Here is a 24,498-nt window from a genome sequence, read left to right as displayed (position 1 = left end):
TAACTAGCTCTTTTTTTACTTTACATATAATTGTTGATTTGGATAAATGAGCTCTTGTTGCAACCCATTTTTTTCTTGAATTTCCTTAACGGACATTCTAAATTTCCGTGCAATGCTAACTAGAGTATCACCTTTTTGGACAACGTATAACGATGAAGAAACTGTTTCATTTCTTTGTTCATGTAAAACAAGCAATGGATTCATCGCATTCTTTTTTGCCATCGTCCATTTTCCTTGATGAACTTCTAAATGTAAGTGTGCACCTCGGGATTCTCCTGTATTTCCTACTTCTCCAATTATTTCTCCCTTTGAAATATAATCCCCTTGAACTACATATCTCTTATTTAAATGTGCATACACAGCCTCATATTCTCCATGTTTAATAAATATAACGTTTCCATAACTACTTGAATAATAAGACTTTGTTACCTTCCCTTCTTGAATAGCTGACACAGGCGTGCCGATCGGTGCCGCTATATCTATACCGTAGTGTTTTCCGTGCCTTGTCCCAAAATAATCACTTATCTGTCCTTCAACAGGCCATGCCCATTGATTTCCCTCTGCGTACACATGTAATTGAGATAAAAACAGTACTGTCAATAACATGACGCCGTATTTTAAAGCTTTCATATACATCCTCCGTTTTCTAATTACGACCATACCTTCTCTATTTTGGTATATTACAGAAAAAAGTATACAAAAAAAGAAAGTGAATCACTCCACTTCCTTCTCTTTCTTATCACGAAAAACGATTGCACTGCGATTATACTCTACATCTTTTACTTGTAATCGAGCGTTTATTACTCTAGCTACTGCAAATAAATAGTCAGATAATCTATTGACATACTTTAGAACAACTTCATTTATTTCTCCTTCTTTTTGCAGGGACACGATACATCGTTCTGCTCGCCTTACAACTGTACGTGCAATATGAATAGCAGCTGCCGACTCGCTTCCACCTGGTAAAATAAAACGTTCTAGCGGCGGTGCTTCTTCTATATACGAATCAATCCTACTTTCTAAGTTTTCGACCATTTCAATTTTTACTTTATAAGGAATTTTCTCACCTACTATCGCCAAGTCTCCCCCGCAATCAAATAGTTCATGTTGAATCGTTTCAAGTTCATTGTAAATATCTCCGAAAACCCCGCCTTGTAGTTTCGTCATCGCATATCCAATATGAGAATTCGCCTCATCTATCGTGCCATATGCTTCCACTCGGATATTATCTTTATCCACTCTGCCACCTATTACACTTGTTGTTCCTTTATCTCCTGTTTTTGTATATAATTTCATCGCTTTACGACACCCCTCTCATTATTCTTCATTCGACTAAGTTAGAAAAAAAGTTCTACTATTATTTATTTAATTGATTTTACAAAAAAATAAAAAACAGTAGAACTTTATTCATTATCAACTTTAAAAACAAATATCTAAATTATACGATTCGGTAAATAGACAGAGAATGTAGTTCCCTCTCCAACAACACTTGAAACAGCAATTTTCCCATCATGGCCTTGCACAATATTTTTTGCAATCGCAAGCCCGAGTCCTGTTCCACCTTTTTTTCCACGTGTTCTTGCTTTATCAGCTTTATAGAAACGATCAAATAAAAATGGAATATCTTCTTCTGGAATACCGGCGCCTGAATCTTGCACTTCAAAAATAAGACCATTATTTTTCGTATCAATTACAAGCGTTACATGTCCGCCTGCGTTCGTATGACGTATTGCGTTATCAATTAAATTCGTCAATACTTGTTCCATACGATCTGCATCAAACGGGTACTGCTCAATTTGATCTTTGAAATCAACTGTTAACGCGACTTCTTTATCCTTCGCAATCCCTTGGAATTTACGACCTATTTTTTCAACAAAAGGATGAATATCAACTTCACCTATATGTAACTCTACATTACCACTTTCCATGCGCGCTAAATCTAATAATTCATTTACAAGTTTACCTAAACGAACGGATTCATCATAAATGATTTGAACAAACTCATTAATTTCTTCTTTCGTTTGTACAATATCATCTAAAATTGCTTCACTATACCCTTGAAGCATGACCATCGGTGTACGAAGTTCATGTGATACGTTCGCAATAAAGTCTTGACGCATCTTCTCAAGACGGCGTTCTTCCGTCATATCACGCAATACAGCTACAGCCCCGCGAATTTTCGTTTGATTGTAAAGCGGCGTCATAAGAACTACATAGTTACCTTTTTGTAAATTAATTTCAACCACTTGTTGTTGTTCGCTTTCTACAACGAGATGGAATAGTTCAACAAGTTCAGAAGGTAGTTTTTTACTGAGCTCTATCTCTTTTTCTTCTTGCCAAACTTGTAAGAAATGTTCAGCCGGCGGATTGATTACAACGACTTCACCCTCTTGATTTAATGTAATAACCCCATCTGCCATACTACTTAAAATACTAGCTAACTGCTCTTTCTCTTGCTGCAGGGCATTCATATTAAACTTCAACTGTTTCCCCATTTGATTTAAGGCTGTTGCAAGCTCACCAATCTCGTCCTGAGATACCATAGGAGCTTTCGCATCAAACTTCCCACGCGACACCTCAAAAGCAACCTCACGCATTTTACGAAGTGGCGCTGTAATTCGAGTAGATAAGAAGAATGCAAAGAAAGTTGTTAATATAATCGCAATCCCTGCTGATAAGAATATAAAATCAGTCGTTCTTTCCATACCTTGTATCGGTACTTGTAAAGATTCGTATACAAACACTGCACTTTCATTTTTTGACTGCACTGGTTTTCCGACAATCATAATATCATTTTCAGTATTTTTATTCTTTCTACTATTAGAGGCTTTTCTAATGTTATTTTTAATTTCTTTTTTGTCTGTAAAAACAGCCGCTAATTCTTTATCTTCTTTCAAATCATCCATTGTAAGAGTGACTAATCCTTCTTGTTTCGGTGAAGAAGATATTTCTTTACCATCTTCTACAATAATGATCCTTGAAAGTGGGTCAGAGAATTTGTACGCGATATTCTCAATCGTTTTTACATCGGCACCTTCTTCAATTAACTCTGAAACACTTGTTGCAACTTTTTGAAGCCTAGCTTCACTCATATCTACATAATATGTTCTAAAAAACTGTGAAAGTAAAATCGCAACAAATCCAAGCACGAACGAAACGAGAAGTAATATGGTCATCCATAACTTCCCTACTACACTTCTCCAAAGCATCAGTCGTTCACAACCTCAAACTTGTAACCTACGCCCCAAACGGTAACAATCATCTTCGCAGCATCTGGTGATTTTTTGCTTAACTTCTCACGTAAACGCTTTACATGCGTATCAACTGTACGTAAATCTCCGAAGAATTCATATTGCCATACTTCTTTTAACAATTGCTCACGATCAAATACCTTATCAGGCGCTTTCGCTAAGAATAATAGTAATTCGTACTCTTTCGGGGTTAAATTCACTTCATTCCCATCTGCTGTAACACGGTGTGCATCATTATCAATTGTTAAATGAGGGAACACAGTAACATCTTTTGTCGTTGTATCTTGTGTAAAGAATGTTGTTGGTACAGAACGGCGTAAGACCGCTTTCACTCGAAGCACTACTTCACGTGGGCTAAATGGTTTCACAATATAATCATCAGTTCCTACCTCAAATCCTTGTACTCGATTTACTTCTTCACCTTTTGCTGTCAACATAATAATTGGCGTTGCTTTCTTCTCACGAACCCCTTTACATACTTCAATACCATCTTTACCAGGCATCATAAGATCTAATAGGATTAAATCATAATCATTTTGCAACGCCATTTCTAAAGCTGTATCACCATTGTCTGCTTCTTCAATTGTGTATTGTTCTCTTTCTAAATACATTTTCAACAAACGACGAATACGATCCTCATCGTCTACAATTAAAATTCTTGATTCATTTTCCATTTCTACCCGTTGCGTACTTTTACCACAACGGTTCACACCTACCCTTCTATACTATTATGTTGCGCTATTCTCGTTTATTTAAGCAATCCTCTAAATGTTTCACTTTCCATACTATGCTTCACAAGAATAATAAAGTTTGTTCAATTTTTTTCCAAAACTATGTATTTTTTTTGAACAGTATATAATGTCCTCGACATCATTTTACAAAATCAACTGCTACTTTGTCATGTTTTTCTCAAAAAAGAAGAAAAGTTGACAAAAATAAAATAGGAAAGTGACATACACTCTCCTATTTTATTTCTCTATGCGTATGAATGTAAACCCGCGATAATTAAGTTTACTACAATAAAGTTAAACATAATGATTGCAAAACCAATTACCGCTAACCACGCTGACTTCTCTCCGTGCCATCCTTTTGATAAACGTAAATGTAATACCGCAGCATAAAAGAGCCAAGTAATAAGCGCCCAAACCTCTTTCGGATCCCATCCCCAAAAGCGTGTCCATGCTATTTGAGCCCAAATCATGGCGAAAATTAATGCACCTAACGTGAAAACTGGGAATCCAATTGCAATAGAACGATATCCAATTTCATCTAACAAATCGCTGTTCGTATTTTTCACTAACGGCTGAAGTGCCGCTGATACTCTTTTACGTAAAATTAGCCTTAATACGATATACAGTAACGTTCCAACTAACACTGACCAAATAACAGTATTTAATTTTTTCGCATTTACAATCGCTGGAACTTCAACTGTCGGCTCTAATTTATTTTCTGTCAGCAACTTCCCTTCATGCGGCGCTACTAAAGCCGGAAGATTGTACTTCATTTCCACTTGTTGTTCATTTTTATCAACCCATTGAAACTTCGCTTCATATTTCATACTAGAAAATACCGTTGTCACTCCAATAAACCCAACTGTACAAACAAGCGTGAACACGACCGTTTCTAACCAAAATGTACGTTTGCTTCTCGTTGATTGATCTACATTTTTCAATAGATACATAACGCCCGTAATAAAACTAATCGCTAAGATTGCTTGTCCTGCTGCTGCAGTCGTCACGTGAATATGTAACCAATTACTTTTTAAAGATGGAATAAGCGGTGATATTTCCCTCGGAAACATACTCGCGTAGGCAATTAATAAAAGCGCAACTGGTAATGCAAAGAGCCCAATTATACTTACGCGGTACATAAAATACATAACAATAAATGCTCCTACAAGCATCATACCGAAAAACGTACCAAATTCAAAAAAGTTACTTACTGGCGCATGACCTGATGCGATCCACCTTGTTACAAAATAAACTGTTTGTGCAATAAACCCTAAAATTGTAATCGTTATTCCTACATTTGCCCATTTATGACCCTTTTCTTTAATTGCTCCCCCGAAAAATAGAGTTGCAATTAAATATAAAATAAATGCGGTAAAGAGAAAGTTACTACTTATTTGCACCATATCATTTCCCCACCTTAACTAATTTTTTTATCGACTACTTTATCATTTGGTTGCGGAATTGCTGTACCTTCTAGTACTCTTTCAATATCTTTCTTTAAACCGAACCAATTTTTATTCGTATGTCCTGCAATCCACCATTCATCATTAACGCGTTGTATCCAAATACGGCGATGATTCCAATACATACCTTGAATCACACCAACCATAAATATAAATCCTCCAATACCGAGAATCCAAAGCGTTAAATCTTTCCTTACAGTAAGTGCTGTTGCATTTTGCATTTCCACACCTGCAAAGGACATTTTATATTTGTTATTCCCATCAGCTTCTATATTTTGCTGTATACCAACAAAACTCACTTCACCATCTGGTGTTTCAGGTGTAAACATTTTAAATACGAATGCTGGATTGTTTGGTAATTTCGTTTTTGTATTTGGTCTTCCATTCTCATCAAAATAAAAATCTGGGAAATAGTTTAATAGTTCTAAAGAATAACCATTTCCTAAATCATATTTTTCTATAGGATTCGTTAAATCGACTTTAATCGGTCCCCATTTTTGATTATTTTCTTTATTTTGCAAGTTAAAGGACATACTTTTAAATTCACTTTCTTTGTAATCCACTTGATACACTGCAAATTGATCAAATTTCAACGGTTCATTCACTCGAATTTCCGCTTCTTTTACTTTTTCTAATTTCGGTTTTTCTCCTGCTATATTTTCACCTATTGCTTTATACAATATGGCATTCGTTTGGAAGTTTTTCGCAATCATTTTATCGCCTACACGGTCAATTGCTTCATCAAAAACTTCTTTATCCTTACTTTTATCATAAACTTCCTTTATAAACTTCTCATTTTTTAAATAGTATTGCCCATCCGTTCCTGGTATTTCTTTCGTTTCACCATCACGTAACCAAAGCGCTTCGTCTACGTACATACTTGGTAAAAAACGAAGCATCGCACCGAATAAAAAGATGATAAGACCGATATGATTTACATATGGACCCCAACGTGAGAAACGTCCCTTTTCCGCTAAAATGTTTCCGTCTTCCACTTTCACATTATAGTTCACTTTCTTTAAATTCTTTTGCACTCTTTCCAGGTCACCATCTTGCGGTGCACCAGTGCCGTATAATCTTTGTCTCTTTAAAAAGCTAGGATGTCTTTTAACCCCTTGTTTTTTTAAAGCTTTATAAAGTGGAATAACGCGGTCTAAACTACATATCACAAGTGAAATACCGATAGAAGCAATCAAAATCATATACCACCATGAACCGTATAAATTATTAAATCCTAATTGATAGTATAATTGTCCTAAAAACCCATATTCTTGTTTATAATATTCAGCTGGTGCAATTCCTGGAGTTATGTACATTTCTTGCGGAAAAATAGTTCCTATCGCCGATGCCGCTAAAGTGATTACAATTAGCCATACACCCACTTTTACAGAAGAAAAAAAGCTCCAAATTTTATCGACTATCGTTTTTGTTTGCGTGAGAGATCTCCGAGCACTCCCCTCATAGCGCATATCCAATAGTTTTATATTTTCATTGCTTTCAAATGGTTTCCCACAAGCTTCACAAAAAACGGTTCCTATCGGATTCACATGTCCACATTCACATTTAATTTCTTTCAACACTCTCACCGCCCCTGTATCTATATGTACTATTGTATATTCTAACCTCAAGTTACCGCAATACTCAGAATTTTTAAACCAGAGGCACTATAGACACGCACCTCTTATGTAAAGGCTTTCTTTATTACGGAGTAATTTTCTTTAAATATCCTTCTAACTGTTCTTTCGTTTGTTCACCTATAATTTGCTCCACTACTTTTCCATCTTTATCAATCAAGAAGCTTGTTGGTAATGGTCCTACTCCGTATGTTCCTATAATTTTTTGTCCTTTATCAATGGCAACTGGGAATTTCAAACCGTATTGGTTCACAAAATTCTTTACTGCGATGTCCGTCTCATCTGCATCTAACGCAATAATTTCAACGCCTTTTTCTTTATACTTTGGGTATAGTTCATTCATATAAGGCATTTCTTTCTCACAAGGTTTACACCACGTACCCCAAAAATTTAAAAATACACCTTTTCCCTTTAAATCTTTTAGTTCAATTTTCTTTCCTTCTAAATCCGTCACAACAAAGTTAGGCGCTTCTTTTCCAATTTGCATTTTCTCTTTATCAGCAAAGAATCCTTGATAAAGTGTAAATCCTACAGCACCGCTTAAAATGAGCAGAATGATAACGCGAAATAATAAGCGATTTTTCTTCATATTGTTTCCCCTCTCTTCGACGAGTGATGAATATATGTATTTTTTAATAAATCACCAGCGGAACATTCCACTGGTGAAAGTTTCACAATATCGATTAGCGAGGCTTTGTGGAAGCCAATGCACGTAATTGTTTCACCTCATGTGGTGTCAATTCTCTTGCATCACCAGGTCGCAAGCTACCCACTTCTAAAAAGGCGTAGCGTTCACGCTTTAGTTTCACTACTTTACAGTCTAAAGCTTCAAACATACGACGTACTTGACGGTTACGTCCTTCATGAATTGTTAGTTGTACAATCGCCATTTCTTTACGCTTGTCCCAAGAAATAATCTTCACACGCGCTGGTGCTGTTTTTCCGTCTTCTAACGTCACACCACGTTCTAACATGCGGATTTTTTCACCTGTTAGAGGCCCTTTTATTTTTGCAACATATGTTTTTTCAACTTTATATCTAGGGTGCATTAATACGTTTGCGAAGTCCCCATCGTTTGTCATTAATAATACGCCAGACGTATCATAATCTAAACGTCCGATTGGGAATAAACGTTGTGTAATTTCTGGGAAAAAGTCTGTTACAACACTTCTTCCTTTATCATCTGATACACTTGAAATTACGCCAGTTGGTTTATATAGTAAAAAATAAACAGGTTCTTCTTTTTCAAGAGGGATGTTATTTACTTCTACTTTATCTTGAGGAGTTACTTTCGTTCCTAACTCCTTCACTATTTTTCCGTTAACTTTCACTTTTCCTTGCTGAATTAATTCCTCAGCCTTTCTTCTCGATGCAATACCTGCTTGCGCAATCACTTTTTGTAATCGTTCCATTTCTTTTTTTCACCTCGAATTTATCTTACCTTACATTAGAAAGACTTGGCAACCGCATACACTTGACGGCTTTTCGCTCCATCTTACTTAAACAACATAGCGATGATAATAAACATATAAAGGTCAAACCATGTTTTTACCTTTTATTATTGTCCATATTTTTCATATTGCTCACAATAAAAGTTCATTATTTTGTCAAAAATACCGCATAAAAAAACCACTATTAAGCAACACCTTAATAGTGGTCGTATACGTATTATAAGCGAAATAGCATAAAAAATGAATAGTATTACTTAAACATTAAAGAAACAAACACAATCGAACAAATAATTCCGATTAAATCGGCAAAAAGTCCTACTTTTAATGCATCTCCCATTTTTCTAATTCCAACAGCTCCGAAGTATACTGTTAAAATATAAAAAGTCGTATCTGTACTCCCTTGCATCGTAGAAGCCAATCGCCCAATGAACGAGTCTGGTCCATACGTCGCAATTAAATCGGTCGTAATACTTAAACCAGCAGAGCCCGAAATAGGACGTATAAGTGCTAGTGGAACAATTTCTGCTGGGACATGAATTAAATCTAACATCGGCTTCATCACTGATATCATTGCATCTAATGCACCTGAAGCTCGAAATATAGAAATAGATACGAGCATTCCAACCATAAACGGTAAAATGGAAATTGCAATTTGAATCCCTTCTTTTCCTCCCTCAACGAACGATTCATACGTCGGAACTTTCTTTATCGTTCCATATAAAAGGATAAAACCAATGACACAAGGAATTACCCATAATGATATCGTATTGACAATGCTCATTTTTTCCGCCCCTTCCTACTCCTTCTTCGGTAAAAATAGCGGTCAATCCAAATCGCTCCGATCATAGAGAGTACTTGTGCAATGAATGTTACCCCAACGATTTCGGTGGGATTTGCTGATTCATACGTCATTCGAATCGAAATGACGGTCGTAGGAATTAAAGTAATCGCTGATGTATTTAATGCTAAAAACGTTACCATAGAACGACTCGCCGAATCCTTCCCTCCATTTAACTCTTTCAATTGTTCCATCGCTTTAATGCCAAGAGGGGTCGCTGCATTACCTAATCCAAAAAAATTTGCCATCATATTTGATAAAATAAATCCCATTGACGGATGATCCTTCGGTATTTCTGGAAACAACCTTTTTACTATCGGCATAAAAAGTGCCACTAACTTTTTTAACAACCCAGCTTCCTCTGCAATTTTCATTAAGCCGAGCCAAAATACTAAAACACTAATCAGTCCTATACAAATTGTTACTGCGTCTTTTGCTCCATCAAATACAGCTTTATTTATTGCTTCCATCGTTCCATTTATCATCGCATACACAATCCCAATGACAGCCATCGCTACCCATACGAGATTAACCATCGTTCCCAACACCTATCATGTAAGAAAAAATTTCTTTCACATTATTCCAGTACATTCCCGTTGTAGCTACTAACTTTCGTTTACTATAAAATAAATTCCGTTCTCCAACTTTCTCATTGCCAACATAAATGTCTGTCTTTCCAACCTTTACTCCATCCACAAGCTTTGCACTTTTATCTAGTTCAACTTTTAATACTACGCTCTTTTTTTCCTCTTCAGTTAAAGGTACTGAAAAACTATTTTTCGTGTAAACATGATTGGCGTATTTCTTTTCGGTTATTTCAGCAAGTGCTCCTTGTCCTAAAACTTTTGTTTGTTCGAAACGGTCAAAACCTTTATCAAATAAATTCATATGATCATCCCAATCGCTAGAAGCGCTCAAAGTTACGACAATTAGATCTAGTCCATCTTTTGATGCTGTTGTAACAAGCGTTCTTCCTGCTTTCTTCGTAAAACCTGTTTTTCCCCCTGTTGCAAATTCATAATACGACGTCACAAGTTTATGTTTGTTTTTCCACGGATAATCCCACGAATCTGATTTATACGTTTTTGTTCCAAAAATTTTCTTAAAAGTCTCGTTCCCCATTGCATATCTCGTTAAAAGTGCCATGTCATAGGCCGACGAATAATGAGATCCATCTCCATCCAAACCATGTGGGTTTGAAAAGTGAGTATCTTTCATTCCAATCTGTTTCGCCTTTTCATTCATTAAATATACGAACCCTTCTATACTCCCTCCTACATTTTCAGCAATTACTTGTGCTGCGTCATTACCAGATCTAAGCATAAGTCCGTATACTAAATCCTCTAGCTTCACTTTTTGCCCAGGCTTTAAATAAATTGCAGATCCTTCGACCCTGACCGCTTCATTACTTACTAATACCCTTTCTTTCATCTTTCCTGATTCAGCAGCTAATAAGGCTGTCATAATTTTTGTTATACTAGCAATTTTTTGCGGCTCATGTTCTGCTTTTCCGTATAATACACGTCCAGAATGTTGTTCCATTAATACAGCATTACGAGCACTGACATTGCTGTTCATCTTTGCATATGTAGGAATTGGTATAACGCTTGCGTACATAATAAGAAGCGTAATGATTACACAAATTCGTCTCATATTTCCCCCCACGTCCTTTTGGCACTTTTTGTACAAGTGTATGCTTGGCCTTTTAAAATATGAACGAAATCTCCCTCTCCTTCCAATAAAAAAGACGCAGAGAACCTGCGTCTAATAAGGTGTCCATTCTATTTGTTTTGCACTTTCAAATCTTTTTTCTACATCCGGCCAATTTACAACATTCCACCAATTTTTAATATATTCATCTTTTCGATTTTGGTATTGTAAATAATACGCATGTTCCCACACGTCTAGTACAAGGAGCGGTATCGTATCCCATTGTGTAAATAATTGATGAAGTGTACTCTGTAAAATTTCTAATCTTCCCGATCGGGGAACCCAAACGAGAATTGCCCATCCTGAACCTTCCACTTTAGAGGCTGCTTCTGTAAAATGTTTTTGAAAACGCAAGAAACTTCCAAAATCTTGTTCAATCCGGTGTGAAAGAGCCCCTCTTGGACTTCCGCCGCCACCTTTTTTCATGTTATTCCAAAATATTGTGTGCAAGTAATGACCTGATCCATGAAAAGCAGCTTCTCTTTCCCAATGCTTAATTAAATCAAATTGATTTGTTTTTCTCGCTTCTTCCATCATCTTCTCTGCCTTATTTAATCCTTCCACGTAACTACGATGATGTTTATCATGGTGTAACATCATAATTTCTCTAGAAATATACGGTTCTAACGCATTATATGGATAAGGTAGTGGTGGGAGTGTATGCCCTCCAATTGGAACAGCTCGTTCACTATCCCCTCTTTCACATAGTTCATATTCCTCTTCCCCCTGCACGAATACTTCCTGCAAATGATGCTGAATATGTTCTACATCATCACTTATTTCATACATAAACTCTGCATCTGTATCATACTCATGCTCTTTCATACGGTCTAATAACGTTTGAATTTTATAAGCAAGCATATGGACATCATACACTTCCATTGCACGGCTATCTAATACGTGAAGAACACTTTCACACCAGCTTTCTACTTCATGAAAGTAATCTGTGAATACACCTTGCTGACTCATGTTACACCTCCTTAATGCTATCCCCTTAAATATATTCAAAGGAAATCTCTTATATAACTGTACAAAAGGAAAAGAAGCTAAGTCCCCTCAGCTTCTTTTTCGCAGTTAATATTTGTGTAACATCTTTGTTTGATAATCCGTCTCATAATATTCTAATTCTTCACGCATCAATTGGAATTTCCCCTCTAAGCTCTTCATTACTTCCTCTACAGATGCAGGTGGTGTTTGTTGAAAAACGATGGAGTTTTTCCCTGTATAAGCAGACCGACTATTTTCATACCAATGATCACTCTTTGGTGAAAAAAACTCTGCAATTACTTGATGATAAATTTTATATAAAATCTTTTCAGCTGCTGTCTTTCGAAATGGCTGGCTATTTAACAAAACAAAACATGCATCATGCCCTTCTTCACAAAAAACGAGAAGACGTCTTATTGACGCTAATAACCCTTTATAATATTGTTCGTTTCCTGCCGGTGTCTCTTCTAATAAAGAAGGCAACGTATGATAATTTACATAATTGGTTATCAAATGAATAACATCTTCTAAAAACATAGAAACTTGTTCTGTTTGATTTTCCACCATTAGATTAGACATTTTTCCCTCTCCTTTGCCATTTCACGCTATTTCTACTCTTTTATTTTTATGTAATTCAGCCAATATTTCTTGTACTTTCACCACTATTTCCTCATCAAAATATTGTTGGAATTCTTCTATATTATTTAAATACAAACGTTTTTGCATACGAAGCTCATTCTCTTTCAGTAAACAACATATCGCTACAATATCCCGCAAATATATGTCTTGATTTTCTACTTTACATACTGGATTTCCTTCAAAAGGAGTAATTTCTTGTAAAACTTCTTCAAAATACCGAACATATAAAACAGAAAAGGTTCTTTCTTTATCATTTAATATATATGTCACTTCAGATCTATTAAAAAAATCTTCTGACGTATTAGGTTTTGCTTTCTCTAGCTCATACCCTGCATAACCTATTATAATCATCTAATTCCCCTCTCTTCCTTCTTTCAACTTATTTTAACTTAATTTTCTGACAAACGAAATACTCTTTTAAATATAACCCTTATAAAAAATAGCTTCCTTATACAGGAATTTACCTTTTTATTTTTCTTGAAGTTTGTCATAATAATATTATTGTCTCAGTTTTCTTATACAAGGAGAGTTGTATTTATGTCGTTTTCATGGAAACGTTTCTTACAAATCGGGAAAATTATCTTCCCATTTGTTGTATTAACAATTGTATTCTTTCAAGCAAAAAAAGAATTAGCAGGCATTTCTTTTTTAGAAGCAATTAATACAATTAAAAACATTCCAACCGGAGGAGTCTTTTTAGCAATTACACTTGGTGCATTTGCCGTATCAACAATGTTCTTTTATGACTATGTTATGCTTCGTTATTTAAAAGCTGATATACCTGTCCAAAAGATTTTTCGTATCTCATGGATTGCTAATACTTTAAATGGATTTATTGGATTTGGTGGTCTCGTTGGAGCAGGTGTACGAACAATGCTTTATCGTCCATACATAAAAGAAAATGGCAAACTTATTAAAAGTATCGCCTGGATGACAACCGCTTTTATTAACGGACTCGCTATTCTTTCGTTCCTCGGTCTTATTGGAATATTAGACACAAGTTTTATTTTGCATGAAAAACCGTGGCTATGGCCTGTTCTTATCTTCTTCGCCCTTTTCGTCCCTATATACATTGGCTTTTCTAAACTAAAAAATAGAAAACCAAAGCAAACCGAAGGACAAGATGAAGGAGAAGAAGAGAAAAATCCAACTGTTTTATACTCATTAGTTTCATTAGTTGAGTGGGTATCTGCTGGTATCGTTATGTATGTCATACTAATATTATTTGGCATTGATATCGAATTTCAAAAGTTTTTAGGTGTGTATGTAATTGCTGCATTAGCTGGTGTTGTTAGTCTTGTACCTGGTGGACTTGGTTCATTTGATCTTGTCTTTTTAACTGGGCTCGGACAGTATGGCATTGATACAGGTGTATTACTACCTGCTATGTTATTATATCGCCTCGTCTATTACATTTTACCATTCTGCCTTGGTCTTATTTTTGCAGCTTTTGAAATGACAGGCGTGGCCATTAAAAAGTTTGAAGACAAACCTTTTATTGCGCCTGCATTAGAAACAACTGGTGTTATATGGACTTTGCAGCGTGATTTTCTAGGAAAACTAGGTTCGTGGGCCTCTGCTGCTTTAACAGTATTTGCTGGATTAATGGTTATTTTATCGACCATTCTACCGACAAGTATAAACAGAGCACACGCCTTACATATTCTAGCTCCAAAACATCTTATTCAATTTTCTTTTAGCTTATCACTAACATTCGGTATTCTCCTCCTGATCCTTTCACGAGGCATATATTATGGAACAAAGCGTTCTTACTATATGACGATTATTTCTTTAATCGGAGCAGCTATCTTTAATACGCTAAAAGGGATTGATATTGAAGAAACGTTTATTTTATTAATTGTACTCGCTGTATTATATATGCTTCGTAAAAGATTTGTACGCGAGAAAATGGAAGTCTCACTTTCTGATATCGTAAAAGTTTTTATATTCTTACTTATAACTTTATATTTATATAAAAACTTAGGTATTTTATTTGCAGGTGCAAAAGAAGCTTTTAAACCTGATTTTGTCGTTCGTAATATTACGCAAGTAAAACGAAGTGCATTAGCAGCTACCTTTTTCGTTCCTACATTTTTACTGATTGGCTCACTCATTGCTAATCGTTATAGAAATGAATTTCCCGGGCAACCAGCTAATGATAAAAGATTACAAAACTTTTTAGATGAACATGGTGGAAATGTACTTAGTCATTTAGGTTTCTTAGGCGATAAACAATTCTTCTTTAGTAGTGATGGGAAAGCGCTCCTTCTCTTCTCTATAACTGGAAAACGTCTTGTTGTGCTAGGTGATCCAATTGGAGATCCTTCCTCCTACCGTACTGTGTTACAAGAGTTTTTAGCTGAAGCTGACCGATTTGGATACATTTGTGTATTCTACCAAATCGAAAGTAAATGGATGAGTTTATATCATGATTTTGGTTACAACTTCTTTAAGCTTGGTGAAGAAGCTGTCGTTGATTTGAATACATTTACAATAACAGGAAAAAAACGTGCCGGTATGCGAGCGACTTTCAACCGTTTTGAACGAGAAGGCTATACATTCTCTATTCACCAGCCGCCGTTCTCAGATGAACTATTTGAAGAATTAAAAAAAGTTTCAGATGCGTGGCTCGGTGGAAAAAAAGAGAAAAGTTTCTCACTCGGATACTTTGATCGTGAATATATTAGCCGTGCTCCTATCGCTACATTATCTGATGCAGATGGAAAAATCATTGCATTCACGACATTTATGCCCGTATATCAAAACGGATCATTGTCTGTTGATTTAATGCGCTATTATCCAGATGCGCCTAGCGGCATTATGGATGCAATTTTCATCCACCTATTCCAGTGGGCAAAAGAAAATGAATACCACTCCTTTAATATTGGTATGGCACCACTTTCAAATGTAGGTTTATCGACACAATCTTTCTGGTCTGAACGGGTTGCTGCTGCCATCTTTAATAATGTTCGTTACACATATAGTTTCAGCGGGTTACGACATTTTAAAGAAAAATATAAACCAACATGGAGCGGTAAATATTTAGCATTTAGAAAGAATCATTCTTTACCAATTACAATGCTCTCTGTAACAAAATTAATAGGAAAAAGAAAAAACAGCTAAATAGTTAGCTGTTTTTTCTTTTTTGAACTTGTACAATAAATTCTTTTTCATATTTCTTACCATTTATATAGAAATCTCCCCATATTTTGTACGTTCCTTCAGCAGGAAATGTAATGCGATATTGTAATTGCTCATCTGTATCAACAGGAATTGCATATAAAAAGTTTTCTCTCGTTTCGTCCACGATATAGAGCGCCTCCACTTCTCCTCTCTCTGCATGTAATTTCAATTTCTCACCCTTTTTCGCTTGAAATTGAAATGTTAACGTCACTGGTTCATTCGGATGCAGTGCACCAAATAAAAGAGAAACTTCATACTCCCCTATTTTTTTTGTAAGTACACTATCGATTGGAAACTTTACTTTTTTCTTATTTTTCTCCTCTATTTCCTTCCCAAAATCTTTCTTCGCAAATGATTGCACAGACTTATTTTTGTCTTCATATAAAAATATTGTATAGCCTTCATCTTTCGCTATTTTAGAAGATACCTTATATGATCCATTTCCTACGAATGCAGGTTTCATTTGTTGTACATGTTTTAATTGTCCGTCTACAATAACTGCCCGAATTTGATCATTCACACCACGTACTTCGCTATTTTTATTATTTAATAATTGAAACACAATATCTGCTTTCTCATTTCCTTTTCCATTTGACACATCCCATTTTACTTCCTGAACATCACCTACAGTCTCTGTAGTTTCCTGATACTTTTTTATGTAAAATCCGCCTACTACAACAAATAACAAAGCAACAAGTCCAATGACAAGATTTTTCAAAACATCACCTACCATTTTTATAGTCTCTATTCATACAAAACTTCTTTCATATATATTCTAGATTATGATTTATGAAATCCTTCTGTTTTGCACATATTACAAAGGATAAAAAAGATTTTAATTGAAAGGATTCATAGTGTATAATGCAAATGATATTGATTTCTATCAATACATTATAAGGAGGACTTTTCATGAGTGTACATATTGAAGCAAAACAAGGCGAAATCGCTGAATCTATTCTATTACCTGGTGATCCATTGCGTGCAAAATATATTGCTGAAACATTTCTAGAGGACGTTACTTGCTATAATAACGTTCGTGGAATGTTAGGATTCACTGGAACTTATAAAGGAAAACGTGTATCTGTGCAAGGTACAGGTATGGGTGTTCCTTCTATTTCTATTTATGTAAACGAATTAATCCAAAGCTACGGAGTTAAAAATTTAATTCGCGTTGGAACTTGCGGTGCTATTCAAAAAGACGTAAAAGTACGTGACGTTATTATTGCAATGACAGCTTGTACGGATTCTAATATGAACCGTTTAACATTCCCAGGATTTGATTTTGCACCAGCTGCAAACTTCGACCTTCTAAAGAAAGCTTACGATGCTGGAACTGAAAAAGGCCTACACGTTCGTGTTGGTAACGTTTTAACAGCAGATGTATTTTACCGTGAGAGCATGGACATGGTGAAAAAGCTTGGGGATTACGGTGTACTAGCAGTAGAAATGGAAACAACTGCGCTTTACACATTAGCAGCGAAATACGGTGTAAATGCATTATCTGTCTTAACAGTAAGTGATCACATCTTCACTGGTGAAGAAACAACATCTGAAGAGCGTCAAACTACATTTAACGAAATGATTGAAATCGCTTTAGATGCAGCAATTCAACAATAATACATTAAAGAACTCGTCATACGTCTGTCGAGTTCTTTTTATGTGACTTTTTATTAAAAACTACTTTCAGAAGAGACAGATTTTCTCCTCTACTTTTTTGTAACGTTTGTTATAATTAAGAAATCATTTACAGTATTTCTCACAAGAGGTGACGCAGTGAAAAACAGAAGTATCGTCTTTAAACTATTCTTATTAACATCGACATTATTTACAATCATATTCCTCCTTTTTTTCTTAGGACAATCTCTATTTTTAGAGAAATTTTATATTAATAAAAAAGTAAAAACCGTCCAAACAGCTTTTGAAAAATTCGTAGCTAATTATGAAAAAAGTGATAAAGATCCTGAGGAAATTAGAAAACTAAAACAAGAATTTCATGATAAAACAAATGCTGATATGCAATTTTTAAATTCTGAGGGCATTATTAAAAGTGATAACAATTACTACATTGATGTCATTAATCCTAAAAATAATGAAACATATTTCATTCCACTCAATAATCTTTTAACGCCCGAAGAATATAAGAAATTTGAAAACTTAGGATTGAAAAAAGATGGCATGATAAACGTCGTCGGTTTGCTACGAGGGAAAACAATAACCCCACTAGAATTGACAACAAATTATAATCGATGGCAAAACGAACGTTTCAATTCAGATTTTCAATCCATTAATGGCAATTCTACTAAAAATAGACTTACAAGCCGATCCAAAACTGTGACTCAAATTGAGTTTACTGGTATTGTATCTAAATTACAGCTTCCGTCAAAAGCCGAGGTTCGCCTTGCAAATGATTTTGAAACATTACAAGCCGTTCAATATTTTGCAGACATTATTAGAAATGGCACTGCTAACCCGCACCAATTGAACACTTATATAATAGATGGTGGAGAGAATATAAAAAATAGCATCTTTGTAAAACCTATTGTGGAAAATGAAAAAATTACAGAATACGCTTTTGCGATAGCATCTTTACAACCTGTTAATGAAGCGATGCTCGTTTTAAAGGATTATTATGTCTATGCCTTAATCATCGTATTTCTCGTAATTATTTTATTATCCTTCTACTACTCAAAAATCATTGTGAAGCCATTAATTAAAATGAATCGCGTTACAAAGAAAATGGCCAATTTTGATTTTAGCGAGAAGTTACCTGTAACAGCAGACGATGAGATTGGCGGGCTTTCCGGTAGTATTAATACGTTATCTGTAAACTTAAAAGACCGAATCGATCGATTAAATGTTGCCAATACAAAATTACAACAAGATATTGAACGTGAACGTCAATTAGAGAAAACGCGAAAAGAATTCATTTCTGGTGTATCGCACGAATTAAAAACACCACTTAGTGTAATTAGAAGTTTCGCAGAAGGAATTAAAGATGGCGTTAGTAAAGATACGACGTATTACACAGATGTTATTTTAGAAGAAACCGAAAACATGAACAGACTTATTGTTGAAATGTTAGAATTAGCAAAATTAGAGTCAGGTACGTACAAACTAGATATGACGACATTCTCGATCGGTGAATTAATTCAACAAGTCTATACAAAGTTATTATTTAGCATGGAAGAAAAGCATTTACAAGTGAACATAGATGGAGACTCTTCTATATTTGTTCAAGCGAACCGTAGTCGTATTGAGCAAGTCGTTGTGAACTTACTTAGCAATGCAATTCGCTATACGCCAGATGGAGAAAAAATACAAGTCTCCGTTATAGAAATGGAAGATACAGTAAAAGTTGAAATAGAAAACACAGGAAACCCTATTCCAGAAGACAGTCTTGAAAAAATTTGGGATCGTTTCTACCGTTTAGATGCATCGCGTAGCCGTCATACTGGTGGTACTGGTCTTGGATTATCTATTGTTAAAAATATTTTAGACCTACACCATGCCGAGTACGGTGTATATAATACGACTAATAGTGTTGTATTCTACTTTAATTTACAAAAAGTAAAAGAAGTCAAATAATTTGTCTTAATTTCACTAGGAGTTCACATGAAATTCACACTCTCCCTTTATAGTAAGAACAAGTTAATCCTTTCCTTTACACATATAAAAGAGGAGAGTGCGTGAAATGAAACAAGCAGGACAACCTATTCAAAACGAAAAACAATTAGAAACTATCAAAAATATACTTTTACAATCTTCGAAACGTGATGGCTTATTATTCGTATTAGCTGTAAATTCTGGCTTAAAAGTAAGTGAAATCTTACAATTAAAAGTTAGTGATGTAATCGATGAAAACGAAAATGTTCGCCATTCCATTTTATTTTACAATGAAAAAGTAAAGAAACATAAATGGTTTGCTGTAAATGAAGACTTACAGCACGCGATCGAAGACTACATGAAAGAACGTAAAACTTGGAAACGTAATGAACCATTGTTAAAGTCTCAAAAAGGAACAAAATCTATTACGAGACAACATGCGTGGTACATTTTAAACAAAGCTGCAAAAGAAGTTGGATTAGAAGGGATTAGCTCACATACACTTCGAAAAACTTGGGGATATTGCGCATACAAATCAGGTGTTGATATCGCATTTTTACAACACTTCTTTGATCATAGTACTCCATCAAAAACTTTAAAGTATATCGGTATTGCTTAATAACTCTTATACATAAAAAAGGTTACCATTTATAAATGGTAACCTTTTTTATGTTTCACATTCTCTTTTCTTGTCTCTCCTATATTGTAGTGGTACTCTAATAGTAAGGGGGAGAAATTATGAACACTTTAACAATTGAATTACCGAAAGAAACGGCTGAAAAACTTGATTTATTGAAACAAGCTTATGAAAAGAAAACAGGTGCTTCTATTTCTGAGAGTACTCTTGTTCAAACACTTATCTCAAAAGAATTTATCCAAGCGATAACTCCTTTTGATTTACAACAATTCATCACTAGCAAAGAACAGCATTAATTGCTGTTCTTTTTTTATACTTTATCCCGCATTAACGGGCAGTAAGACCCCCACCTCAAAATTCAGCGGAAGCAAAGAAGTTAGATGGAGGTCGGGCTGCCCGTAAAAGCCCGATTGGTGAGGGCTGATAATCAGTGGGGGGATGAACAACCCCCCCCCTGATTAAAGTTTCACTTTATCAGGGGTTTGCAGGAAATCTACCTCGAAACAATTCTTTACTTTAGCCAAACTCCTATTAGGGATCTCCCTATCGTTACTATCCCATAAAAAATTTTTTATTTATTTTCAGGAAAACCATTGACAATGATAATGATAACCATTATCATTTATTACGAAGCCAACAATTGATGAATCAACCAAACGCTCAGTAACATTGTTACCCCTCTTTTTCATATAGAAAGGCACTGTACATTCCCCCTGTTTGTACAGTGCCTTTCTTGTTTATTATCACTCAAACAAATTTAATTGCTCAGGCTTTGGCTCACCATATGTAATGTTCATCATTTTCATAAGCTGTTTCGCATTATCAGCTGCATCTCCGCCTGAATTATTGTTAAATAATACGTATATGTCCTTTGTCTTCTTTTTTAATTGTTCTAGTCTTTCTACCCATTCTTCTAATTCTTTATTGTTGTAGCGATATAAGCAACGAACCGCTCTCCAATTTTCCCCTTTATCAAGCCAGCCATGAACATTTCGGCCATGAAAACGTATTAACACCATCTCTGCATTCGTTACTTCTAATACGAGTGGTACTGAACCCATCCCTGCCTGTGGCTCATCACAAATTGTATGAATCCATTTTTCTTGCTCTAGAAACTGTAACGTCTTATCTCTCATTTCTGGATAAAACCATGTTTGATTTCGAAATTCTATTGCACACGGCAAACCTTCCATTTTTTCTTTCGTATATCGAAGAAAATCTACATTTTTCTTTTTACAATCAAACCATGGTGGATATTGAAATAAAATCGTTTTTAATTTACCCGCTTCAATTAAAGGAAGAATAGATTGTTTATATACATCAAACATCTCATCGAACGTAGAAAAAGGAACTTCACCTTTCATATGTCCTGTCATTCCTTGATATGCTTTGACGATAAAAGAAAAATCTTTCGGTGTTTCCATTGCCCATTTTGTATAGTTTCGTGCAGGTTGCATCGCATAAAATGAACTATCCACTTCTACTATAGGGAAATACTCACTATATGTTCGTAATTTATTTCTATTTTCATAGGGGTCTATATATAAAGAATCATGATCTCCCCACCCTGTTACTCCAATGAAAAGCAAATATATTCCTCCCTTTTCAACTTCACCTACTATCCATTCTACTCACTTCCTGAACACTTCGACCAATCAATTTCATTAAGTAGTCCCTTCTTTAAGAGTATCCGTATAAAAATATGATATACTAGATGGAAGAATTTTTAAATTGAGGGGTTATTTATTTATGCTTCCAAAAGATGATATTGTGTCTCATGAAAAACGAATAGAAGAATTAGAAAATAAAGTACGTTTTTATGAAGAACTTGTGAATCAATTACCACATCATTTTACATATAAAAATCCACAGATTGGTTTACAAATAAAGAAAACGAGATCAACTCATTCTATTCAAAACATACAAAAAGAGAATAAAGAGGCTGATTTTCAGCTTACTTGCGATTCATTATTTTTATTTAAACAACTTGAAACATACTTTGTTCATATTTTTGATGCTTTTTCACATCATGTAACCTTTGTTGATAATAAAGGAAATATAACTTTATGTAATCAGGCTGCGGCAGATGATTTTGGTGTAGTACGAAATGATATAATCGGAAAGCCAATTCAACAATTACTAAAATTACCTGAAGAAAAAATTAAAGCTCTTGAAACATTAAGAACAGGCACAGAAATATATAATGAAGAAGTTTTAGACAAAAACTATGGTATTTTAAATAACCGAATTATTCGTGATTATAACGGAGAAATTTTTAGAGTTATTAGTGTCTTTCATTATTTAAACACAGAACGTGATGCAGAAAAATTTTCGTTAGCAGGGCGAATCGCAGCTGGTATTGCACATGAAGTCCGTAATCCTCTTACAACCGTACGAGGTTATTTACAATTTTTACAAGAAACTGTTTCTCCATCTAATAAAGAACTATTTAAAAACTTACTTATTCCTGAATTAGATCGCGCAAATAGTATCATTACAAAATTTTTATCTATTTCAAAAACACGTGAATTTACAAGAGAACCCTTTCCAATTAATACATTTTTACGTGAGTATATTCAACAGTTACTAGCTAGCGAAGTCTTTTTACATAACATTTCAATTAATTATAATTTTTCTACCGAATTAGATGATATTTTAGTTCATATTGATCGTCATGAACTTGTGCAAGTTTTTTTAAACTTATTCCAGAACGCTGTCGATGCTCAAGGGGAAAAAAAACTTTCTATCCAAATTACTAGTTACCGCCTAGATAATTTTGTTCGTATTACTTTCACTGATAATGGGACTGGTATTCCATCAGCGATTCAAGAATATATCTTTGATCCATTCTTCTCAACAAAAGATTCCGGTACAGGACTCGGCTTGGCAGTAACGAAAAAAATTATTCAAAATCATAACGGTACATTAAAAATGACTAGTAATGAAGATGGTACTACTTTTACTATTTCAATTCCAATCTTACCTAAAACAGCCCTTGAAAGATTAAATCAAGACAAATAAAATCCAATCCACGAACTGCATGTCAATTGTTAAATCCCTTAACAATCGACATGCAGTTTTTTATGTTGAACTTTTCTTCTTTACATTATATGAAACCTTCTCTATATCTTACTTATTTGTTTGCCAAGCGGGCCAATTTCTTATTTTTTTAGAAATGGTAGTTTGTCCATCACGGATTTAGTATAAATTTCATTTTAATATATAGTAATGACTATTGATTCTATGAAAGAAAGGAATGAAAAGATGAACAATAAAAATAAAGGAAAAGTATTTTATGGTAATGACTGTTGCGAAGTCAGAGCTTGTAGTCATATTAACATCTCTAAGTCCGAACTTACAGAATTTGTTAGACTTCTTCAAGCTCTTGGCCAAGCTATTCAAGCTGTTTTTCAAAACCCTTCTCAAAATAATATCGATAACTTAATCGCTGCCCTAAATAACTTACAAAAATTTCTCAATTGCTTAGATTTATCTCCAGCACAAAAACAAATTGGAAATTCTATCATTGCTAATCTATTAACTATTTTAAGAACAACACCTTTCTCATGCGGAGCGTTGTACGTTGAACTACAAAGCCTGCTTAATTATTTATTATATATCGCTAAGTTATTCAAAGTAGATTGTTGTACGACCGACAAACTAGTTAAACTCATAACAGAGATCCAAGCTATCCTAGTTCAATACGGATCAGGTTGTCTTGGAGGTGGAGGCGCTACTGGTGCTACCGGTGCTACCGGCGCTACCGGCGCTACTGGGCCTCAAGGACCGGCGGGTGCTACCGGTGCTACTGGGCCTCAAGGACCAGCGGGGGCTCAAGGTGCTACTGGACCTCAAGGACCTCAAGGACCTCAAGGACCGGCAGGTGTTCAAGGCGCTACTGGACCTCAAGGGCCTCAAGGTATTCAAGGGCCAGCAGGGGCTACGGGGGCTACTGGGCCTCAAGGTGTTCAAGGACCAGCAGGGGCTACCGGCGCTACGGGGGCTCAAGGACCTCAAGGCGTTCAAGGACCAGCAGGCGCTACCGGCGCTACTGGTGCTCAAGGACCTCAAGGCATTCAAGGACCAGCAGGCGCTACTGGTGCTACTGGTGCTCAAGGACCGGCAGGCGCTACTGGTGCTACTGGACCTCAAGGACCTCAAGGCGCAACAGGCGCTACTGGTGCTCAAGGACCTCAAGGTGTTCAAGGGCCAGCAGGGGCTACCGGCGCTACTGGTGCTCAAGGACCTCCAGGTGTTCATGGTCCAGCAGGCGCTACTGGCGCTACGGGGGCTCAAGGACCTCAAGGCGTTCAAGGACCAGCTGGCGCTACTGGCGCTACGGGGGCTACTGGACCTCAAGGCGTTCAAGGA

23 protein-coding genes are annotated in these 24,498 nt (G+C 35.5%); 7 read left to right on the top strand and 16 right to left on the bottom strand.

What is annotated here, in order from left to right; genetic code table 11:
• Window positions 1-15 precede the first annotated feature (15 nt).
• The 14 genes from MR147_RS00115 to MR147_RS00050 form a co-directional block, all read right to left on the bottom strand.
• Window positions 16-630: a peptidoglycan DD-metalloendopeptidase family protein gene (locus MR147_RS00115; RefSeq protein ID WP_000645701.1), complete on the bottom strand. Its 615-nt coding sequence runs from the start codon at window positions 628-630 to the stop codon at window positions 16-18.
• Window positions 631-714: 84 nt separating this feature from the next.
• Window positions 715-1,296 carry a cob(I)yrinic acid a,c-diamide adenosyltransferase gene (locus MR147_RS00110; RefSeq protein WP_074609549.1) on the bottom strand — a complete coding sequence of 194 codons (582 nt, stop codon included), beginning with the start codon at window positions 1,294-1,296 and terminating at the stop codon, window positions 715-717.
• Window positions 1,297-1,433: 137 nt separating this feature from the next.
• Window positions 1,434-3,209 carry a sensor histidine kinase ResE gene (gene resE, locus MR147_RS00105; protein ID WP_074609551.1) on the bottom strand — a complete coding sequence of 592 codons (1,776 nt, stop codon included), beginning with the start codon at window positions 3,207-3,209 and terminating at the stop codon, window positions 1,434-1,436.
• Complete coding sequence (gene resD / locus MR147_RS00100; RefSeq protein WP_000426862.1) at window positions 3,209-3,925, bottom strand: DNA-binding response regulator ResD; 717 nt, start codon at window positions 3,923-3,925, stop codon at window positions 3,209-3,211. The genes resE and resD overlap by 1 nt, the downstream gene beginning before the upstream one ends.
• A gap of 302 nt (window positions 3,926-4,227) precedes the next feature.
• On the bottom strand, window positions 4,228-5,385 hold the full coding sequence (gene resC, locus MR147_RS00095) for a cytochrome c biogenesis protein ResC (protein WP_074609553.1): 1,158 nt from the start codon (window positions 5,383-5,385) through the stop codon (window positions 4,228-4,230).
• A 14-nt stretch (window positions 5,386-5,399) separates the two neighbouring features.
• Window positions 5,400-7,025, bottom strand: coding sequence for a cytochrome c biogenesis protein ResB (gene resB / locus MR147_RS00090; protein ID WP_000910533.1), 1,626 nt, complete (start codon window positions 7,023-7,025; stop codon window positions 5,400-5,402).
• Window positions 7,026-7,146: 121 nt separating this feature from the next.
• Entirely contained in the window at window positions 7,147-7,668 is a 522-nt protein-coding gene (gene resA, locus MR147_RS00085) for a thiol-disulfide oxidoreductase ResA (protein ID WP_000742206.1), read from the bottom strand.
• A gap of 94 nt (window positions 7,669-7,762) precedes the next feature.
• On the bottom strand, window positions 7,763-8,491 hold the full coding sequence (rluB, locus tag MR147_RS00080) for a 23S rRNA pseudouridine(2605) synthase RluB (protein WP_000440556.1): 729 nt from the start codon (window positions 8,489-8,491) through the stop codon (window positions 7,763-7,765).
• 289 nt (window positions 8,492-8,780) lie between these two features.
• Window positions 8,781-9,311, bottom strand: a complete 531-nt coding sequence (spmB, locus tag MR147_RS00075; protein WP_000029511.1) for a spore maturation protein SpmB — start codon at window positions 9,309-9,311, stop codon at window positions 8,781-8,783.
• Entirely contained in the window at window positions 9,308-9,904 is a 597-nt protein-coding gene (spmA, locus tag MR147_RS00070) for a spore maturation protein SpmA (RefSeq protein ID WP_000247805.1), read from the bottom strand. Before spmA ends, spmB begins: the two co-directional genes overlap by 4 nt.
• The gene (gene dacB / locus MR147_RS00065) at window positions 9,897-11,021 is read right to left on the bottom strand and encodes a D-alanyl-D-alanine carboxypeptidase DacB (protein WP_074609555.1); all 1,125 of its coding nucleotides are present in this window, start codon (window positions 11,019-11,021) and stop codon (window positions 9,897-9,899) included. Before dacB ends, spmA begins: the two co-directional genes overlap by 8 nt.
• Window positions 11,022-11,132: 111 nt before the next feature.
• Window positions 11,133-12,047 (bottom strand): superoxide dismutase, encoded by a 915-nt coding sequence (locus MR147_RS00060; protein WP_000082669.1) that lies wholly within the window; start codon window positions 12,045-12,047, stop codon window positions 11,133-11,135.
• Between the two features lie 105 nt (window positions 12,048-12,152).
• Entirely contained in the window at window positions 12,153-12,644 is a 492-nt protein-coding gene (locus MR147_RS00055; protein WP_000067567.1) for a YpuI family protein, read from the bottom strand.
• A 21-nt stretch (window positions 12,645-12,665) separates the two neighbouring features.
• Window positions 12,666-13,055: a hypothetical protein gene (locus MR147_RS00050; protein ID WP_000583785.1), complete on the bottom strand. Its 390-nt coding sequence runs from the start codon at window positions 13,053-13,055 to the stop codon at window positions 12,666-12,668.
• 186 nt (window positions 13,056-13,241) lie between these two features.
• Between MR147_RS00050 and mprF the strand changes: the two genes are divergently transcribed.
• Window positions 13,242-15,827, top strand: coding sequence for a bifunctional lysylphosphatidylglycerol flippase/synthetase MprF (gene mprF / locus MR147_RS00045; protein ID WP_074609557.1), 2,586 nt, complete (start codon window positions 13,242-13,244; stop codon window positions 15,825-15,827).
• A 4-nt stretch (window positions 15,828-15,831) separates the two neighbouring features.
• Here the strand turns inward: mprF and MR147_RS00040 are convergent, their stop codons facing one another.
• Window positions 15,832-16,620, bottom strand: a complete 789-nt coding sequence (locus MR147_RS00040) for a hypothetical protein (RefSeq protein WP_074609559.1) — start codon at window positions 16,618-16,620, stop codon at window positions 15,832-15,834.
• 176 nt (window positions 16,621-16,796) lie between these two features.
• Between MR147_RS00040 and deoD the strand changes: the two genes are divergently transcribed.
• The 4 genes from deoD (at window position 16,797) to MR147_RS00020 (ending at window position 20,423) form a co-directional block, all read left to right on the top strand.
• Window positions 16,797-17,504, top strand: a complete 708-nt coding sequence (gene deoD, locus MR147_RS00035) for a purine-nucleoside phosphorylase (RefSeq protein ID WP_000110707.1) — start codon at window positions 16,797-16,799, stop codon at window positions 17,502-17,504.
• 156 nt (window positions 17,505-17,660) lie between these two features.
• Window positions 17,661-19,472, top strand: coding sequence for a sensor histidine kinase (locus tag MR147_RS00030; RefSeq protein WP_074609560.1), 1,812 nt, complete (start codon window positions 17,661-17,663; stop codon window positions 19,470-19,472).
• 106 nt (window positions 19,473-19,578) lie between these two features.
• A complete protein-coding gene (locus MR147_RS00025) occupies window positions 19,579-20,109 on the top strand; it encodes a tyrosine-type recombinase/integrase (RefSeq protein WP_000806236.1) in 531 nt (176 codons plus the stop codon).
• Window positions 20,110-20,228: 119 nt separating this feature from the next.
• Entirely contained in the window at window positions 20,229-20,423 is a 195-nt protein-coding gene (locus MR147_RS00020) for a DUF3924 family protein (RefSeq protein WP_001094859.1), read from the top strand.
• A 447-nt stretch (window positions 20,424-20,870) separates the two neighbouring features.
• Here MR147_RS00020 and MR147_RS00015 read toward each other — a convergent pair whose 3' ends face one another.
• Window positions 20,871-21,716: a DUF72 domain-containing protein gene (locus tag MR147_RS00015; protein ID WP_000897342.1), complete on the bottom strand. Its 846-nt coding sequence runs from the start codon at window positions 21,714-21,716 to the stop codon at window positions 20,871-20,873.
• A gap of 160 nt (window positions 21,717-21,876) precedes the next feature.
• Here MR147_RS00015 and MR147_RS00010 point away from each other — a divergent pair, with 160 nt between their 5' ends.
• Both MR147_RS00010 and MR147_RS00005 read left to right on the top strand, forming a co-directional pair.
• A complete protein-coding gene (locus tag MR147_RS00010) occupies window positions 21,877-23,148 on the top strand; it encodes a PAS domain-containing sensor histidine kinase (protein WP_074540231.1) in 1,272 nt (423 codons plus the stop codon).
• Window positions 23,149-23,391: 243 nt separating this feature from the next.
• On the top strand, window positions 23,392-24,498 hold a 1,107-nt coding region (locus MR147_RS00005; protein WP_242303550.1), incomplete at its 3' end, for a collagen-like repeat preface domain-containing protein.

It is taken from the genome of Bacillus cereus group sp. BfR-BA-01350, assembly GCF_022663775.1.
GTDB classification, from domain to species: domain Bacteria; phylum Bacillota; class Bacilli; order Bacillales; family Bacillaceae_G; genus Bacillus_A; species Bacillus_A paranthracis.
The sequence above is the reverse complement of the archived record's forward strand: the minus strand, read 5'-3'. Positions and strand labels throughout refer to the sequence as shown.